Source organism: Veillonellales bacterium (assembly GCA_039680175.1).
Taxonomy (GTDB): Bacteria; Bacillota; Negativicutes; order JAAYSF01; family JAAYSF01; genus JBDKTO01.
Genome location: JBDKTO010000041.1, coordinates 45,653 through 64,762 on the forward strand (window position 1 = coordinate 45,653; position 19,110 = coordinate 64,762).

At 48.6% G+C, this 19,110-nt stretch carries 15 protein-coding genes; 3 read left to right on the top strand and 12 right to left on the bottom strand.

Annotated features, from left to right (window positions below):
* Nucleotides 1–58: 58 nt before the first annotated feature.
* The 10 genes from ABFC84_06515 to ABFC84_06560 all read right to left on the bottom strand — a co-directional run bounded on the left by ABFC84_06515 (nucleotide 59) and on the right by ABFC84_06560 (nucleotide 14,185).
* On the bottom strand, nucleotides 59–1,006 hold the full coding sequence (locus ABFC84_06515) for a diguanylate cyclase (protein ID MEN6412407.1): 948 nt from the start codon (nucleotides 1,004–1,006) through the stop codon (nucleotides 59–61).
* 13 nt (nucleotides 1,007–1,019) lie between these two features.
* Entirely contained in the window at nucleotides 1,020–2,267 is a 1,248-nt protein-coding gene (locus tag ABFC84_06520) for a response regulator (GenBank protein MEN6412408.1), read from the bottom strand.
* A gap of 6 nt (nucleotides 2,268–2,273) precedes the next feature.
* The gene (locus tag ABFC84_06525) at nucleotides 2,274–4,973 is read right to left on the bottom strand and encodes a hybrid sensor histidine kinase/response regulator (GenBank protein MEN6412409.1); all 2,700 of its coding nucleotides are present in this window, start codon (nucleotides 4,971–4,973) and stop codon (nucleotides 2,274–2,276) included.
* A gap of 22 nt (nucleotides 4,974–4,995) precedes the next feature.
* Nucleotides 4,996–7,197: a methyl-accepting chemotaxis protein gene (locus tag ABFC84_06530; protein ID MEN6412410.1), complete on the bottom strand. Its 2,202-nt coding sequence runs from the start codon at nucleotides 7,195–7,197 to the stop codon at nucleotides 4,996–4,998.
* 90 nt (nucleotides 7,198–7,287) lie between these two features.
* Nucleotides 7,288–9,102 (bottom strand): hypothetical protein, encoded by a 1,815-nt coding sequence (locus ABFC84_06535; GenBank protein ID MEN6412411.1) that lies wholly within the window; start codon nucleotides 9,100–9,102, stop codon nucleotides 7,288–7,290.
* A 17-nt stretch (nucleotides 9,103–9,119) separates the two neighbouring features.
* Nucleotides 9,120–10,814: a ShlB/FhaC/HecB family hemolysin secretion/activation protein gene (locus ABFC84_06540; GenBank protein ID MEN6412412.1), complete on the bottom strand. Its 1,695-nt coding sequence runs from the start codon at nucleotides 10,812–10,814 to the stop codon at nucleotides 9,120–9,122.
* Between the two features lie 133 nt (nucleotides 10,815–10,947).
* Nucleotides 10,948–11,622 (bottom strand): TMEM165/GDT1 family protein, encoded by a 675-nt coding sequence (locus ABFC84_06545; GenBank protein MEN6412413.1) that lies wholly within the window; start codon nucleotides 11,620–11,622, stop codon nucleotides 10,948–10,950.
* A gap of 60 nt (nucleotides 11,623–11,682) precedes the next feature.
* Entirely contained in the window at nucleotides 11,683–12,342 is a 660-nt protein-coding gene (locus ABFC84_06550; protein ID MEN6412414.1) for a TrkA family potassium uptake protein, read from the bottom strand.
* 12 nt (nucleotides 12,343–12,354) lie between these two features.
* Nucleotides 12,355–13,716: a TrkH family potassium uptake protein gene (locus ABFC84_06555; protein ID MEN6412415.1), complete on the bottom strand. Its 1,362-nt coding sequence runs from the start codon at nucleotides 13,714–13,716 to the stop codon at nucleotides 12,355–12,357.
* A 40-nt stretch (nucleotides 13,717–13,756) separates the two neighbouring features.
* Nucleotides 13,757–14,185: an EamA family transporter gene (locus ABFC84_06560; GenBank protein MEN6412416.1), complete on the bottom strand. Its 429-nt coding sequence runs from the start codon at nucleotides 14,183–14,185 to the stop codon at nucleotides 13,757–13,759.
* Between the two features lie 364 nt (nucleotides 14,186–14,549).
* Between ABFC84_06560 and ABFC84_06565 the strand changes: the two genes are divergently transcribed.
* Entirely contained in the window at nucleotides 14,550–15,215 is a 666-nt protein-coding gene (locus ABFC84_06565; protein ID MEN6412417.1) for a TerC family protein, read from the top strand.
* A gap of 119 nt (nucleotides 15,216–15,334) precedes the next feature.
* Here ABFC84_06565 and ABFC84_06570 read toward each other — a convergent pair whose 3' ends face one another.
* Nucleotides 15,335–15,850, bottom strand: coding sequence for an HD domain-containing protein (locus ABFC84_06570; GenBank protein ID MEN6412418.1), 516 nt, complete (start codon nucleotides 15,848–15,850; stop codon nucleotides 15,335–15,337).
* A gap of 74 nt (nucleotides 15,851–15,924) precedes the next feature.
* Entirely contained in the window at nucleotides 15,925–16,620 is a 696-nt protein-coding gene (locus tag ABFC84_06575; protein MEN6412419.1) for a Crp/Fnr family transcriptional regulator, read from the bottom strand.
* A 98-nt stretch (nucleotides 16,621–16,718) separates the two neighbouring features.
* On the opposite strand from ABFC84_06575, the gene ABFC84_06580 reads away from it, so the two are divergent.
* Nucleotides 16,719–17,435 carry a 4Fe-4S binding protein gene (locus ABFC84_06580; protein MEN6412420.1) on the top strand — a complete coding sequence of 239 codons (717 nt, stop codon included), beginning with the start codon at nucleotides 16,719–16,721 and terminating at the stop codon, nucleotides 17,433–17,435.
* A 188-nt stretch (nucleotides 17,436–17,623) separates the two neighbouring features.
* Complete coding sequence (locus ABFC84_06585) at nucleotides 17,624–18,877, top strand: NAD(P)/FAD-dependent oxidoreductase (GenBank protein ID MEN6412421.1); 1,254 nt, start codon at nucleotides 17,624–17,626, stop codon at nucleotides 18,875–18,877.
* The last annotated feature ends 233 nt before the right edge of the window (nucleotides 18,878–19,110 follow it).

A 19,110-nucleotide genomic window follows, 5' to 3' on the forward strand; every position in this document is an offset into this window, starting at 1 on the left:
TATCCCTTACATGCTAAAAACCCGCAGCTGCGGGTTTTTAGCATTGCTGTCCGCTCCCTCACATCGCCAAATAACTTACCACACAGTTCTTTGACTGCAGTTTGCCTTTATACAAAGCCTGATCGGCATTTTTAATACTTGCGTCAAGCCCTGTCGCCTGAGTTATTTCCGCTACCCCCAGTGTGACTGTCACCGGAAACTTTTTTCTCCGGCAGTAAAAAGGTGCTGTCTCAATCACTGTTCGTATTCGTTCGGCAATAATCTGACCATCCTTTAACCCAGCATCCGTCAGCAGCAGCAAAAACTCTTCACCGCCCCAGCGAGCCACTGCCGTATCTTCCCGCACCACCGACTTTATCAAAGCAGCGACTTCTTTTATCACCAAATCGCCGCAATCATGCCCATAGGTATCGTTTACCTGCTTAAAATCATCAATATCAGCCAAAATAATCGCTGCCTTGCCTGTATTTTGCTCTAAGTTATCAACCGCGCTTTTAATCTGCTGGATCATACTTCTTCTGTTGGCAAGACCGGTCATATAATCTGTCATGGCAGCCAGCCGAAACTTTTCCATTACCTGCCCTAACTCCCGGTTCTTCAATTCCAGTTCCCTGGCATATTCCAGCAAAATTTCCTTGGATTTTTTCAGTTCTAGATGAACTTTAATTCGGGCGCACAATTCCGGGGAAAAAAACGGCTTCGTAATATAGTCCTGTCCCCCGGCTTCAAATCCCCGGACTACTTCCCGGGAATCGGCAACCGCGGTAATAAAAATCACAGGGATATCGGCCATCGGTTTTTGGCTTTTCAATTTTTTACAAACGGAAAGGCCATCCATACCCGGCATAATGATATCCAGCAGGATCAAATCCGGCCTGATTTCATGCGCCAGTTTCAGGGCTGTTTGACCATCCAAGGCCTCCATAATTTCATATCTATCGCCTAAAAACCGGCGAATTATTTTTATTTCCACCGGACTATCGTCGACAATTAAAATTTTTGCCATTCTTCTCCCTGCTTTAATTTTCAAAATATTGTATTATACCCGCCAGCAGATTCGCCTCTTCCTGGCCTTGTTCCCCCCGAATCCAGTCGACAAGCCGCTTATTATTGGCTATCGCCTTCACCTTGCCGGAATGGCTGTGGATTACCGCAATCATTTCATTTATTTTGTCCAGCAGGGGCGGCTCCAATTTCGCCATCCTACCAAAATCAAGCAATACCCGGGGAGTACCTTGTAAATGTTCTTCCAGTTCCAACGCTAAGGATCGGCAGCTGGTCAGGGTGAGGCTGTGACTCAAATGTACCTGAACCACCCCGTCCTGAACGGAAATCGCATACGGCGGCAAAAGCGTATTGGAATCATTTCCCAGAACGGTTGACAGTTCCTCGGCCTTTTTCAGCTTCCGGACCCGTTCCCGATGCTGTTGCAAATTATCATCCTGCTGCAGGATATTATTAAGCACGACCGCTACCTTTTCCTGGCGGATCGGTTTTAGAATAAAGTGCCGGGCTCCCCGCTCCAGGGCATCAAGTATTCCCCGGCGGGATTCCATGGCACTCACGACGATAATCTTGGCAGCGGGATAGGCCGCAATAATTTTTGAAATTGCTTCCGCCCCGCCCAGCCCGTCCATTGTCAGATCCATCGTCACCACATCCGGTTTCAGCCGGGTATACTCTACAAAAGCCTGGGCGCCATTGGCCGCCTCGCCGGCAACAGTATGCCCCAAGGCGGTGACGATTCCCCGCAGGCAGTTTCGGGCCACTGCGGAATCATCCACAATCAGCACCCGCGCCGGGATTTTTTTATGGTCCCGCTGCGGAACTTTTTGTCCTGTCCCCGGAGAGGCGGCAGCGTCCCGCAAACTGCGCACAAGAGCAAGGTGCTTCTGCTTGTCAAATTTTTGCTGCAAAACATTATTTAATACCGCTGAAAGCATGTCCTGTGAAACCGGCTTCACCAAAAAATGCCGGGCTCCCCGTTCCAGAGCGTCGAGTATCAGCCGTTGATCCCGACGGGCGCTGACCATAATAATGCGCGCTTCCGGATAAGCGAGAAGAATTTTAGAAGTAGCCTGAACCCCGTCATGCACAGCCATTGTCAAATCCATGGTAACTACATCCGGCTTCAGCCTGACATATTCGGCAAAAGCTTCGCTGCCGTCGGCTGCTTCGCCGGCAACCTCATGGCCGAGAGATATTACCATCTTGCCCAGCATCCCTCTTGCCGTAGCCGAATCGTCCACAATCAAAATCCGCGCCATCCTGTCTCACCCCCTCTGTCTCGGTTCCGCTCTTTTTCCCAGGACTTCATGAATACTCTCCAGCAGTCTGAGCCGGTCAAACTTATACTCATAGATATCAAATCCCGCCCGCAGACCTTTGTCCCTATTTACCTCGCCGGTTAAAGAAGTAAGAGCAATCACCGGCAGCTGCCGCAGTTTTTCATCGGCACGAATGGCCCGCACTAACTCAAATCCATTCATAAGCGGCATTTCGATGTCGCTGATAACCACATCTACCCGGGATTGCCGCAACTTTTCCAATGCCTGGCGGCCATTTTCAGCCGAAAGCACCTCATATCCGTCACTTTCCAGATAACTTTTGACTACTTTCAAAAAGAACGGCGTATCTTCCACCAGCAATATAGTATTTTTTTTCTCTGCCGCCCCTTGGCCTTCATCTCGCTGAATCGGACGATGGTAATATTCCGGTGCGGCCTTAGCAAATAGTTCATGTATATTCAATAAGGTGACCACCGTGCCGTTAATCATTGCCGACCCCAGGATACCGGTGCCGCAAACCCCGTCTTTATCCAGAGACACCTGGGTATATAAGGCATCTTCAATTTTTTCAGCAAGAATTCCCACTGTATACTTCACCAATTTTGGCAGGATAATATAGACTTTGTCCAGATGATTCTTTTTCCGTGAAAGCGGTAAATGATGCTCCGGCCGTATGACCCGGATTGTCTGCCCCTGGTAAAAAATATAATATCTTGAACCAATTTTTTGCAGCCGAGATACTTCTGTTGCTACAATCCGGGACACCATTGCCAAATCCAAGCCCAGTGTTTCACCGCCGGAACAATTAAACAGCAGCAAATATTGTTTTTCTGCCCCAATAGGTTTCATCGCATCGTTAGCCGCCAAAGAAGTATCCTGGATAAAGGAAATTCCGGCGCGGCGCCGGATTCTTTCAGTATCTAGAATCATTGAAATGCTGCCGTCGCCCAGTACTGTCACGCCGGAATACAAGCCGCAATTTCCCAGTACCGTTGAAAGGGGTTTTACCAGAATTTCTTCCGTGTCGTAAACCGAATCAACAACCAGCCCATAGACCATGCTGCCTGCCTTGATCACCAATACACGCAGCAGCTGCTCCGTATTGGCAAAGGCTTTAACGGCAGCTGCTGCCGGCGGCGTTTCTCCCGCAAGTATATCCGCCAGTCTGACCAAAGGAAACAGTCGTCCCCGCAGACGCAGAACCGGCCGGTTCTGTACCACTTCAACTCTTTTTTCACCGGTTTCGCCTGGCTGGATCAGCAGCAGCTCCCGGACATTCGCCTGAGGAATGACAAATGATTTACCATCCACAGCCACGATAAAAGCAGAAATAATGGCCAATGTTAACGGTAAAATCAAGCGGAAAGTAGTTCCCTTCCCCGGATCGGAAAAGACCTCAATCTTGCCGCCGAGTTTTTCAATGTTGGTCTTTACCACATCCATCCCTACGCCACGACCGGAAATATCGGTAATTTCCTCCGCCGTTGAAAATCCGGGAGTCATAATCAGATTTATGATATCGGCCTCATCCAAAGCCTTGCTCTCATTTTCACCTATCAGCCCTTTTTGCACCGCCTTGGCTCTCACTTTTTCCACATCAATGCCGGCGCCGTCGTCACAAACATCCACCAGCACTCTGCCGCTTTCGTGGTAAGCGTGCAATACCAGAGAACCGGGGATTGGCTTATGCTTCTCTGCCCGGATTTCCGCCGTCTCTATGCCATGATCCAGGGCATTTCGCACTAAATGGGTCAGGGGATCAACCAAGGCCTCAATCAACGAACGATCCAGCTCTACCTCCAGGCCCTGCATCGTCAGGTCAACTTCCTTATTTACTTTATGGGACAGATCTCGGACAATGCGGGGGAATTTATTAAACACATTGGCAATAGGCTGCATCCTGGTTTGCATAACCTTTTTTTGCAGGTTGGTGGTCAGTTCGTCAATACTTCTGGCTACCAATTCCAGCTGAGGAACCCGGTCGCCGTTTTCCTGGGAAATCCGCAGCAGCTGGTTGCGCCGCAGCACCATTTCTCCCGCCAAATTCAGCAAGTCGTTCAGCAAGCCCACATTCACCCGGATACTGTCTTTCACCATGATTTCCCGGGGAGGTACGGCATCCTTCCTGGCAACCGGTACCGCCGCATTATCCTCCTTTACGACAGCCCGCTGGGACGATTTGTCGCAATGAGCGGCAGGATCCTCCCTTTTTTCTAAAACCGGCGCATCGTTACTCGTTAACTGATTCCATACGTCCCAGACTGAAAAAAGCCCGGATTGATCAACCGGCTTCGTTTGTGGTACTGCTAAAAATCTTTTGATAGCGGCGACCTGCTCGGTAATATCGTATTTTTCACCAGCGGCCGGCGACATGTTGATGAGTTTCTTCAGCATGTCGCCGGCCGACAGCATAGCATCTATCATTTCAGAGTTGACTTTCAGTCTATGTTCACGAAACTCGCCAAATAAATTTTCCAGGCAATGAGACAACTCTACAATTTTATTGAGTCCAAAAAAGCCGGCAGTACCCTTAATGCTGTGGGCGGCACGAAAAATTTCGTTGATAGTACCGTCATCCTCTTCTCCTTCTTCCAAGCGCAACAGACCTGCCTCGATTGTCTCAAGATGAGCCTTTGCTTCCGTGACAAATTCTTTTAAAAGCTCACTGTCCGTTTCCAACTCCATCACCTGCCGCATCCGGGATTTTTCATGCCTTAAATCTTCCTATTAGCTCTTTCAGTTGATTTGCCAGCTCGCCCGATTCATGAGCACTCTCGCTCACCTGGGAAGCTTTTGTCGCCGTGTCGCCAATCGCCTTATCGGTCTCCTGCATACTCAGGGAAATATCCTGAGTCCCTTTAGCAATTTCCTGAGTCGCCTGAGAAATATTATTCATAATGGACTCCATTTCACCCATGCTGCGTGCTACCTCGTCCGCTTTCTGCGAAATTTCCGCATTGGTATGAACCATAGCTTCCACGCCGCCGGCCGCTTCCGCCGCATTCTGTGAAACCCGCTGAGTCTTGTCGGCAATAGCGGTCACTTCCCGGCTGATCGTCGTCACATCACCGGTGCTCGACTCAGGCTTCTCCGTACCTTCCGTTGCCGGTTCGCCGACAGCCGCTGCAATCGTCTGAGTAATATCCATGGTCTCCGCAATTACTTCGGTAATTTTTCCGACTACGGTCACCGCTTCCCCCATATCATTTTGCATCTCTTCAATTTGCTGCCCGATCCGTCCGGCTTCCTCGGTGGTCCGTTTTGACAATTCCTTGACTTCCCCCGCCACTACGGCAAAACCTTTTCCGGCTTCACCGGCACCGGCCGCCTCAATCGTGGCATTCAGAGCCAGCATATTGGTCTGTTCGGCAATATTGCGGATTACAGCCACGATTTTGCTGATTTGTTTCGATGAGGCACTTAATCTTTGGATCATATCGTTAGTTTCCTGAGAACGAATTTTTGCTTCTGCTGTAATAGCGATGGAATGTTTGCAGGACGATGCCACCTCCTGGGCAAAAACCGATACTTGCTGAATGCTTTGGGAAACTTCATTGATTACAGTACTAACCTCTTTTACGTCCCGCTCCACACTTTCCGATGCCTCCGCCGCTTTTTTCGCGGCAGACGACATTTCTTTGGCCCGCAGGGAAACGGATTCCACGCTGTGACTGGCCTGCTCCGTTGAACTGGCGTTTTCCTCCGTTCCTGCCGATATTTGCTCTACCGAAGCGCTTACCATGCCCACCGTGGCACTCATTTCCTGGCTGTTGGCCGCTACAGTTGATGCAATATCAATCAGCTTATTGGAACTGCCCTGCAGCTGCACGGTGGAATGATAAATGTCATTGAGCATTTCCCGCAAATCACCAACCATTTTGTTAAATCCGGCGGCAAGCCGGGAAATCTCGTCCTCTCCCTGAACTTCTGCCTGGACCGTAAGATCGCCGTTTGCCAGCAATGCCACCTGCTGCTCCAATTTTTCCAACGGTCCTGTAATGCGGCGCGCTACAATAAAGGTTACGCCGATTACCAGCAAAATCGACACCAAAGCGATGGCAATAAACAACTCCCTTAAATAAACCAGAGGCTGAAAAACAACCGCCTGATCCACATTAATACACAGCGTCCAATGAGTCGACGGTATTTGCTTATATACCATAATCATATCTGTGCCGTTTTCTTTAAAATATTGAAAACCCTGTTCTTTTTCCTGAATTTCTTTCGCCACACCGGCAATATCTTTCAACTTCTCTATTTCAAAAATATTTTTACCCAGCACTGCGGCATCGGGATGAGCCAGGATAAATCCCTTACGATCCGTTAAAAACGCATATCCATGGCCGTCCAGGTTAATATCCCTGACAATATCCACTAAAGTGTTCAGCATAATATCGCTGCTTACCACACCCCGGATTTGCCCGGACGGTGACCATACAGGCAGCGCGGCCGACACTTCCAGCTTTTGCGTTTCTTCATCAACGTATGGATCGGTAAATACGGTCCGCTTCTGTTGAATGGCTTCTTTGTACCATATGCGGGTACGGGGATCAAAACCTGCCGACGGTACCCAGCCGCTTCCGCTGACCAGCTTTCCCTCCGCCGATCCGAAATAAACATCATTTAAATCCTGATCCACGTTTTTATAGCCAGCCAGCAGGGAAGCCGGTACTTGTCCGTTCCCGGCGGCGGACTGTATGGTCCCCGCGGTATTTTCAACCACTTTTTCTTTCCCAATCAGCCAGCCGTCCAATTTATTGACATGAGCACTTGCTGTGGCTGTCATTTGTTTTTCGATGTTTTCAGTTAAACGATCTTTAGTAAAGAAATATCCCGCCGAGGCAGCTGCCAATACTATAATTGCCGCTATAGCCGAAAAAACCAATATCATCTTCGTCCTGATACTCATAACAACAATCCTCCTCATCAGAATTGTAACCTATCTCATCCGACTGATGAGAATATTAACGATTCTATACGTCCATTCGACTAATTCTCCCTATTTCCTGTCGTTATTTTTGTTCTTTTCCGAAACATTCCAAATTTTAACCGTCCTGTCTCTGCTGCCGGAAGCTAAATAACGCCCGTCGGGCGACCAGGACAGAGACTGCACCCAGGACGAGTGCTCTTCTCCCCTCAGTATATCCTGCTCCTGCCACTCTTTGCCCCACACCTTAACCCGGGCATCTTCCCCGCCGGAGGCCAGGTAGCGGCTGTCCGGGGACCAGGCAAGACAAAGCACGCCAAAATAATGGCCGGAAAGTATGGCTGCATTTTCCCAAGTCGCCGTATCCCATATGCGAATCATTGCATCCCAGCTGCCGGAGGCCAGATAGCAGCCGTCAGGGGACCAAGCCACGCTGACTACACCGTAAGAATGCCCCGGTAAGCTAAGAAATTCCTGCCATGCTGCCGTATCCCATATTTTTACTGTGGTATCCCGGCTGCCAATGGCTATATATTTCCCGTCCGGCGACCACATCACAGCCTCCAGACCGGCACCCAATATAAAGGTTTTATCTTGGATCCAGGTGCTGGCATTCCATATTACCACTACTCCGTCCGGGCTGCCAGCTGCCAGCAAAGTTCCATCCGGCGACCAGGCCAGGGAGCGAATACAATTTTTTTGCCCTTTGAGGACAATCGTTTTCTGACCGTCTAAAAAGCAGCGTACCTGCAAAAGATTCTCTTCGCCGCCTATGGCCAAATACCGGTTATCCGGCGACCAGGCCAGCGTTCTAATCCCGGCATAGCAGTTTTCAATATCCGGCAATGCTTCTTTGAGTGAATCATCTACTATATCAAGCGCGCCGTTCCACCTGCCAACTGCCAGATACCGGCCGTCCCGGGACCACGCCACGCTTTGTATTCCATATAAATATCCGGCTATAGTAACCGACTCCCGGCCTGCTTTTATATCCCATACCTGAATACTGGCGTCCTGGCGGCTCATAGCCAAATACAAATTATCCGGCGACCAGGCCACGGCTTCCACTCCGCCGAAGCCGGTAAAAACGGCAGCCGCCTGCCGGGCGGATAGGCTCCACAGCCTGGCTGAGCCGTCCCAGCTGCCGGACAAAATATATTCTCCGTCCGGCGACCAGACTACGCTTTCCACCGCATTGTCATGACCGCTTAGAACCGTGTCCTCACCGGTACCCATTTCCCAGAGTCTCAGCTCGTTATCCCAGCCGCCGGATACCAAATAGCGTCCGTTCGGCGACCAGGCTACCGTTCTTATCGGATCTTCCTGTTCTGCCAATATAAAATTTTTCTGCCAATCCTCTGTGTCCCACAGCCGGATGAGCCCATCCCAGCCGCCTGATACCAAATACAGCCCCGTCGGCGACCAATCAACTGCATAAACCTGTCCGGTATGGGCGTTAATCGCCGCCGTTTTTCGCCAATTTTCCTGCCGGCTCCAGACGATAATATCGCCAGCCTGTGTTCCGGCAGCCAAATAGCAGCTGTCCGGCGACCAGGCCGCGGCTTCCACTCCCGCCGGATGCTCCAGCATCGCCAAGGGCTGCCAGTTGTCTGTATTCCAAATAATAATGCGCTGATCCCAGCTGCCGGATGATAATAACTTGCCGTCAGGCGAAAATGCCAGACAGCAAACGGCAGCGTCATGCTGTGCCAAAATCGGCAATTCGCTTCCCTTACGGATATCCAGAATTTTAATGTTGTCATCATTGCTGCCTGATGCCAGATATCGTCCATCGGGCGACCAAGCCAGCGACTGTACCGAATCAAAGTGCAAATTCAATACCGGCTGCCGTGGGTTATACTTTCTGTCATCTGCCGAAAAAGACATCCCTAAGCCTCATTCCTTTAAAAGCGCTTGGTAACTTGCACCCACAGCCGTCCGTTCTTATCCGTGTCTGATCTGGCTTCGCCTGAACCGATTTTCCAGGCGTAGTGAACCTTGGCTGTTAAGTTGTTGGACCCTGTCCAAACCATGCCCAGCCCTGCGCCCTGAAGCGTACGGTGATTGGCACCTGACCCCGGCAGGGGATCTTTATTAATGGCTACCGAACCAAGATCATAAAAACCGACAAGCTGAAAACTCCCGGAAGGCCTGTGGGGAATCGGCAAAGACCAATGCAGCTCGCTGCTAAAAAGATAGCCTTTATCCCCGGAAGCCTCTCCCTTAGGATAAGCCCGAACACCATAAGGTCCGCCCAATGACAATTTTTCCGACGAATCAAGGTTTCTTGTGGCAATCTGACCGTTAAAAACAGAAACCATTGACAGCCGATCATTGATATACTGCTGCCGCGCCGTCGTCATATTCCACTTGCCAAAGGAACCGGGAGTCCCCGCCTGCCGGGAATTTGAGTCGCCGGCATGCAGCTTGCCGCGGCTATAACTTAGTGAATAGCTATTGGCGCCACCTCCTCCCCAGGAATCCATACTGTCCCCATTCAGGGTAAACGCCACGATATCGCTGTGCTTATCGGTCGTTGTTCCACTTACCGTATCCTGCAATTTTTTATAAGAATAATTGACCTGTCCATATAAATTAGCCATGCGTGAGCGATGAAAAGTACAGTCATAGGCAATGCTGGTCGTATCGGCTGTACCACTGGCATTGAGACTGGAAAAAACATTTCCCAGTTCATAGTGCATGCGGGAATAATTCAATTCCAGCTTGCCGCCCTGCACCTGAAAGGGAAGCTGATAGGAAATACTGCCGCTTGCCAGTCCGCCGCCGGTAGTCACGCCATAAAACGAAAACAAATCCCCCTGCTGGGAAGGATTAAGAACTGTTACCGACGTGCTGATTTCATTTTTACCGGTAAACCGGTTGCCGTAGTTATCAACGCCGATACTGCCGGAAACGGTTTCTCCCTTAGGATTAATATCCAGGATAAGGTTGGATGTCCCCGGATTATTCCCCGGTGCCAACGTAGCCTTCGCCTCTACTCCGGCCAAATCCGTCATCAGCCACAACGCTTTATCCAAGGCGTCCTTTTCGATATACCGACCGGCTTTTACTGTGCCTAATTCCCTGCTGATAACAGTATCGGATAGTCCGGTTTTCTTGCGGACAATGATTTGATCATACCGTCCGACAATAACGGCGATCTCAGCGATACCATTTTCCAGCCGCTGTGCCGGCACATAGGCCCGGGCCATCATATAGCCGCGGCGATGATAATAGTCCGTAATACGACCGGCAAGCTTCTCCAGATCGGCAAGGGAAACTTGCTCGCCTGTGCCGTCGGCGATAAGCCTCAGCAATTCCGTCTCACTAAATACAGTTTGTCCGGTGATGCGAAATCCTTTTACCGGGAACCTTTCCCCGCGATCGCCTTGAATCGGCGGCCGGTAAGCTTCTTCAATCTGAATTTTTTCTTCTTGTTTTTGAGGTAAGTTCAGTTCCGGTCGTTTTAATTCCTCCAAAGTTTTTCCGGCATCAGGAGCTTCCGCGGCCAATGCTGCCACCGGACTGAGAAGACAAAACACCGAAAGCGCTGCCCCGCAGACTTTCGTTCGCTTGTCTCTGGTGCGCTGCTTGGACAAAAAGAATCCCTTCCTTCTAAAAATTCGCGTACTGTTTTTACAATAACTTATTATAGACACTAAAACAATCACCCATTTGGGTGATTGTCTAGGTTTTAACAAAAAAAGCACGGTTTATCCCCTGTGGGGAAATTTATTTTTCCGGATGAACTTCCGGTTCTGCCTTTTTTGTTTCCATTTTGGCTGCCAGATAAATCAGCGCAATGATGGCAGCCACACTGCCAAGCATGACCGGCATGGTTAATAGCGGCTTAGGAATGGATTCATACAAACCGAAAACGCCGAACAGAATGAAAATAATCGCTGCCGTCCATTTTACCACTCTCTCGGGAATTCGTTTGCCCAAAACTATGCCTATCAGGATCCCGATTCCATCGGCAAGCATCATGCCGGTCGTCGTACCCAGCCAGACCGGAAGAATCGTATTAAACTGAGCCGCAAGAGCAACCGTTGCTAACTGTGTTTTGTCCCCCATTTCCGCCATGAAAAAAGCGATAGTCACTGTCCAAAAAGGGCTGTATTGCGCAGCACGCTCTTCCCCGTTCAGTTCATCGCCCCGGATGGTCCAGAGGCCGAACAGGATAAAAGAACCGGCGGCAGCAATTTGTATATACTGCATCGAAATAAAATGAGTGAGATAGTTTCCTACCACCACGGCCAGCAAATGGTTTACCACCGTAGCCGCGAATACCCCCCACATAACGGTCTGCCACCGGTACCGGGTGGCAAACGCCATGGCCAGAAGCTGGGTTTTGTCCCCCATTTCCGCCAGCACTACAAAAATAAAAGCTGTGATAAAAGCTGTCATTGTTCCTCCTTTGCAATAGCTGTGATTCCATATTACATCCTCCCAGCCATAAAAATCGACCTAAGAATGAGCGTCTTCAAACCGCTGTATACCCAAACTATCCCCAACCAGGATTAACTTATCCTCCGGCATGAATTTTTCCATCGGGTCCGGTGAAAGCAGCAGTTTATCTTTGCGTCTTATCGCAATAACCGTAATTCCATATTTACTCCGCAAATCAGCTTCCACCAAGTTGCTGGTCACTAATTTAGCAGGAACTTCCACCTCGATGATTCCTAAATCCGGTGCAAGCTCAAAATAGTCAATTACATTGGCTGATAATAAATTATGGCCAATGCGCCGCCCCATATCCCGTTCCGGAAACACTACCCGATCCGCCCCTATTTTTTCCAGCATCCTGCCGTGCAAAACACTGTCCGCCTTGGCAATAATATAAGGGACACCAATTTCTTTTAACAGCAGCACCGTTAAAACACTGGCCTGCACATCATGTCCTATAGCTACAATCACAATGTCAAAATTACGAATGCCAAGAGATTTTAAAACATTCTCATCGGTTGTATCGGCAACAACCGCGTGGGTAAAACTATCCGACAATTTTTGGATGCGATCATGATTCGAATCTACCACCAATACTTCATGCCCCGCCTTAGATAAAGTTGTCGCAACACTTGTCCCGAATCTTCCTACGCCAATCACTGCATATTGTTTCTTTTTCATTGATATCCCTCCCTACCCTATAATTACTTTGCCGTCCGGATAACGCAGCAATGACTTTCTTGACTTTAACGCCAAGGACATCAGCAATGTCATCGTTCCCACCCGGCCAACGAACATGGTCAAGATCAGCCCTGCCTTACCAAACGAAGTGAGATAAGGCGTGATTCCTGTTGTCAGGCCAACCGTACCAAAACTGGAAACCACATCAAACAATATTTGAAGTGCTGAAAATGACTCCGTAAAGGTCATTACCAGCGTTACGATAATCACCAATCCAAGGGAAATCATCACAACAGTAAATGCTTTATAAACAACTTGCTGGGGAATGGTGCGGTGGAATAAACAGGGATCTTTTCGTCCGGTTACAGAGGCGGCAAGGGATGCTGTTAAGACAGCAAAAGTAGAAGTTTTAATTCCCCCGCCCATAGAGCAGGGGGATGCGCCGATAAACATCAGTATGACCAATATAATAAGCGAACCGTCTTTCATCGCTCCGATATCAATGCTGTTATATCCGGCCGTCCGGGCAGAAACCGCCTGAAAGAAGCTGGCTAAAACCTTGCCGCCGGCCGTAAGTTCTCCCATAGTTCTCTCATTAGCATATTCACCCATAAAAAGAAAAACCGTGCCGGAAAAAATGAGAACCAGGGTGGTGGCAAGTACTATTTTGCTATGTAAGGAAAGCCGCCGGGAAGAAGGAAAATGCACAATGTCGGCAATTACCGGAAAGCCGATGCCCCCGATAATAATCAATCCCGCTACGGTTAAATTAATCGTAACATCCTCAACATAAGCAGTCAGACTTTTATAATTTCCCAGCAAGTCAAAACCGGCGTTACAAAAAGATGACACGGCATGCCAATACCCATAATAGATACCTAATGAGCCAAAATCCTGATAAAACCGGACGGCAAGGATCGAACCGCCGATAAACTCAATAATCACAGTTGCCTTTATCACATAAATAACCAGCCGGACAACTCCCGCTAAATCGAACTGGTTGGTCGCTTCCTGAATCAGCAGCCTCTCCCTCAAATTAATTCTTTTACCGCTCAGCACGACAAACAAGGTGGCTACCGTCATAACCCCCAGTCCGCCTACCTGAATCAGCATAATGATCACCAGCTGACCGAAGACCGTAAACCGGGTTCCCGTATCCACCACTACCAGTCCGGTAACACAAACGGCAGATGCAGCGGTAAATAATGCATCAATAAAGCATAGACCTTCTCCTGTTTTCGAGGCAAATGGCAGCATCAGCAACCAAGCTCCAAATAGTATGAATCCGGCAAATCCGAGAGTAATAATCTGATAAGTAGTCAAATGCCACTGGGTCTGACCTAATATTTTTGTAAAACTATAGGGAATGCTCACTGCGATTCTCTCCTATCTGTACGCTAGAGAAACACCTGTTCTAGTTTTTGTTGATCAAAATTAATCCAGCCAAACAAAGGACGACTCCCAGCATTTTGTTGAGAGCAAACCCTTCTTTATAAAACAATATTCCCACAGGAATCAGCATAATGGCGAGAATAATATTGGCTACCAATGACCCTACGCTGATATTCCACCCTGCCCGGTAGGCCATTAAATAACCGAATTCAAGCCCGACAATAGAAACCCCTAAAGCAGCGCTGGTCCAGTTTAATCCTTTAAAGGATTGCAGCAATCCGTCGCCGGTTTTATAAAATTGCAAAGCCACAAGCGTCAAGGCAGCTGCCGTTAAATAAGTAATGAACAGGGAAGCAAAGGGATTCACAGTTTGAGGCGTTGATTTCTGACATATATTATATACAACATTAGAGGCAACAATAAGAACAATGGAAAACACATACATAAACATAAAGAACCCCGCTTATTTTCTGCAATATAACTAGGCTTTATAGATAATTATACACAAAAACCGCCAAGAATAAAGGGAAAGTGTCATTTTAAAGCTTCAGTCGGTCAATATGACCGGCGTTTTTGCCAGCCCCTTAGCGTAAGACCCGGCAGTAACCCTTTTTGCTGGTGCCTTCAGCTGCATTGCGTCCATGGCAAAAACAAATGGAATCATTCTGGTTGCAGGTACCTCCCCTGGGTACATTTACATGGATGCTGGATAAATATTCGGTTCATAATAATTCCGGAACTATCAAAAATAATCCGATATAGTTGCAATCTTACTGCTATAGCGGCTGCGAAAAAAAAGGCAGGTACAAACGTATATGGATTATTTGCTTGGACTCATCAGCATTATTGCAGTAAATCTGTTGCTAAGCGGCGATAATGCTTTGGTTATTGCACTGGCAAGCCGGAGACTGGCGCCTAAACAGCAACAGCGGGCCCTTGTCTGGGGAAGTGCCGGCGCAATCATCTTGCGTGCACTGTTAACGTTTGCAGCAATTTTTTTGCTGCAAATCCCTTATTTACAAATGGCCGGCGGTTTGGCGCTGCTATGGATTGCCGTAAAGCTTATCGCGGATGAGGGGGAACGCCGGCAAGAAACCTTCCTGGCAAAAAATACGTTAGCGGAAGCAATACAAACCATTATTGCCGCTGATCTTTTGATGAGTCTTGATAATGTCATCGCTATCGCCGGTGTGGCAAAAGGGAATGTGAGTTTGCTGATAGCAGGGCTGGCTGTCAGTATTCCGATTATTATTGGCGGCAGCAAACTCATCGGTATGCTTATGAATAAATGGCCGGCTATTATTACGATTGGCGCCGCCTTCTTAGGCTGGACTGCCGGTGAAATGGTAATCGCCGATAAAAAAGTTTTGCCTTTAGCGCTGCAATATCCCTGGCTTCATTGGGGGATACCGATTTTCTTTGCTATTGTGGTGGTGATCGCCGGCAAGGCATTGAGCCAACATAAGCATACTATTGCTTAATATTAGTTCGTTATACCGGCACCTGCCGATCTTTGGCGATACCATGCATTACATTGCCGGCACTAAAAAACACTACTTGCAAAATTTTCCGCAAGTAGTGTTTTTGCTGCTGTTTTGAATCAATCCGGATACTTATTTTTTGCCAGCAGCTTACCGGCCGCAGTCCGAAGATTTTTCGCGAAAATACCCGGCAGCTTTTCCCGCTGACGATCCAGTCCGTCTTCCTGGATATTGACCATTAAATCGGCTTCCCAGATGATCTGGAAATCAAGGCCGTCATTCTTCGACCAAGTGTGATGTCCGCCGACAATATAGGTTACCCGCTGGATGTCCGCTTCCTGTTCGCCTTGCCGAACCATGATTTTCCGCACAATCGCCGGACCTTCCTTTTCCTGATAAGGCCCGGCGGAAGAATGATACTTCTGTTCCGCCGCCTTAATGCCCACATCATGGAGCAAGGCCGTAATTGTAACGATTTTACGAAGAGCTGCGTCAACCTTCTCGCCATCCATAATGGTTTCGGCAATATTCAGCACCTTAAGGGCATGTTGAATTCGCCGCTGATCCGGCCCGAAATGTTCTTTGAGCTCTTTTATATATTTCTCCCGGTAATTCATCAAAGTATTATTTTCCATCTATTTTCGCTCCCTTCAGCCTCGCAGCTTAATTTCATTATATCCTCCGGATAAATACACCGCCGTGACCTTAGTTACCCTTCTGCCGTTTCTTTCAAAGCCGCCAGATTCTTAATGCGAACACTGGACTGATAAAAATCAATGCTGCCTTCGTCCCTCATCCGGCACATCTCCCGGGAAAGAGACTCCCGGGATACATTCAAAAATCCGGACAGCTCGCTGCGGTTCAACGGCAGTTCAAAAATTTCTTTTCCGCACCACTGATACTGCTCCAGCAGATAGGTGCTGATTTTTTCCCGCAGGCTTTTCATCGAAAAGTATTCGATTCGCCGGTTCAGCATCACCGCCCGGTCGGATATAATCCGCAGCATATTATAAATCAGCGCCCTATGACCGCCGCAGTTATGGCTGCAGCTTTCCACCATTTTATCCACCGGCAGAAAGAGAACGCGGCAATCGGTCTTGGCGTACACCGATGCCGGCCAAACCTTCCGGGAAGAAAAGGCTGCCATCTCGCCAAACAGATCACCGGTCTGCAGCATGGATATTACCACCCGTTTTCCGGTTACACTTTCTTTAATCACCGGTGCTTTACCGGACAGCAAAATCCCCACCCCGGCAAAAGATTCACCCATCATGGCAATATAGCTGTTTTTATGGTAGCTGTGAACTTGAGGCTGTAAACAAACCAGCATGGCTTTAAGCGTATTCGGAGCGATTCCTGCAAATAACAATGACTCTGACAATACCGGGACCCATTTTTCATCCATGGATGCTCACCTTTTTTAGTAACCACGGTTACCGTATTTTTAGTTTAAGTTTATTATACTGGGTTACAGAAAGCAATATAGCAGAGGAGGTTCCCTTTATGAAGCGGAAAATTGTCAAAATCAATGAGGAAAAATGCAACGGCTGCGGTCTCTGCATCAACGCCTGCCGGGAAGCTGCCCTCCGGCTGGTAGACGGGAAAGCCGCACTGGTAGCGGAATCTTATTGCGACGGCTTGGGAGCCTGCCTGCCCGATTGCCCTACCGGAGCGATCGAAATCGAAGAACGGGAAGCGGATTCCTTTGATGAAGCGGCGGTAAATCAGAACCTCGAGACGAATCATCACCAGCCAGAAGAGCTGCTATGCGGCTGCCCTGGCACTCATGCCGAAAAAATCGTCAGAGAAACTTCACCCCGGCCTGCGACCAATGTTAAAAAAGCCCCGGTTCCATCGGAGTTGCGGCAATGGCCCTGCCAAATCAAGCTGGTCCCCGTTAACGCCGACTACTTTGAAAACGCCAGTCTGCTTATTGCCGCCGACTGCACCGCTTTTGCCTATGGCAGCATTCATCCGGATTTTATCCGCAATAAAATCACTCTCATCGGCTGCCCCAAACTGGATAACGTCAATTATGCCGAAAAGCTGACTGAACTATTAAAAGCCCATAAAATCAAAAGCATTACCGTACTGCGCATGGAAGTCCCCTGCTGCGGCGGGATTGCGGCTGCCGTGAAGGAAGCGCTGAAAAACAGCGGCACCCTCATTCCCTGGCAGGTTGTAACCATCACTACGGATGGAAATATCAAAGACGAGTAAAAAATTAAATAAACGTAAAAGCAGCGAAAAATGAAATGCCTCCCTGATAAAATTCACTGCGGTTCATTCCATTCTTTTGGGCGGATAATTCAAGGTTATTCTCTATTGTACTCCTTCAAATTCGCGGGTATAATGTTAATAAACAATAGTTATTATTCATTAACATTATACCCGCGGAGGAATCTACTATGACAATTCAATTTAATTCCCAACCCCATCTGGTAATCGTCGGTGCCGGTTTTGGCGGTATTCGTGCGGCTCGGGCACTGGTTAAGGCGGATATACGGATCACCCTGATCGATAAGCACAATTATCACCTGTTCCAGCCGCTGCTTTATCAAGTATCTACTGCCGGCCTATCCGTTGACGATATTGCCTATCCAGTAAGAGCTGTGCTGCGGGACCAGGAGAATATCGAGTTCCGCATGGCGGAAGTCTTGGGGATTGATTTTGCAGAAAAAAGCATTTTAACCGATACCGGCAGCATTGCTTATGATTACCTGCTGCTGGCCACCGGCGGTATGACGAACTATTTTGGGATGGAATCCGTGGCGGCCAATACTTTTTCTATGAAGACATTAGATGAAGCGGTTACGATTCGCAACCATGTATTGAAAATGTTTGAACTGGCATCACAGGAACAAGACGCCGACAAACGGCGCGCCCTCCTTACCTTTGTGGCTGTAGGCGGCGGACCGACCGGCGTCGAGTCGGCCGGTGCGTTGTCGGAGCTTATTTATTATGTTCTGGCTAAGGAATATCATCACCTTAACTTTAAGGAAGTCCGCATTATGCTTGTAGAAGCCTCCGACAGCCTGCTGCCGGCAATGCCGGCCGATTTGCGGGATGCCACGGTGGAAACGTTGATCCGAAAGCATGTGGAGGTTCGCCTCTGCGTACAGGTGACGGATTTCAATGGCAAACAGTTATTTCTCAAGGGCGGCGAAATTATTCCGGCCCATACTGTCATTTGGGCGGCCGGCGTCCGGGCAACTGATTTGCTGGACAAACTAGGCTTTGAACAAGATCGGTCCCACCGGGTCGTTGTCAACGAATATCTCCAGCTTCCGGCGGCCGACGGAGTATTTGTTATTGGCGATGCCGCCCATTTTACACAGGATAACATGCCGCTGCCCATGATTGCCCCTGTGGCCATACAGCAGGCTGAATTGACGGCGAAAAATATTCTGAACGTCATTAACGGCCGTCCGTTAAAAAGCTTCGTTTATAAAGATGTCGGCAACATGGCCACCATCGGCCGCAATGCAGCCGTTGTCAGTATAGGAAAATTCAAGTCCAAAGGATTTTTTGCCTGGCTTATTTGGTCAACTGTTCACATCCTGCGCTTAATCGATTTTCGCAATCGGGTCGTTGTTTTCACAAAATGGGTTTGGGACTATCTTGTCTACGAACGGGTAGTACGGATCATTACCCGGCAGTGAGCCAAAGCGGCGGGGCGAAAGCAAGGTGCTGTTCTTTTGTCTAACTAGACTTTGTCAGTCAACTGCCCATTTCCAGTCGTTTTTATCAAAAAAGCCCTCTTAGCGAGCAATGTCATTAAGTTAAAGCATATAGGATAAATTCCCAAAAGAACCGAGTACGAAAAAAGCGTACCCGGTTCTTTTTTTTGTACAAAAAGATTGACAAACAGACGAAAATATGCGGCGAAGCCCCT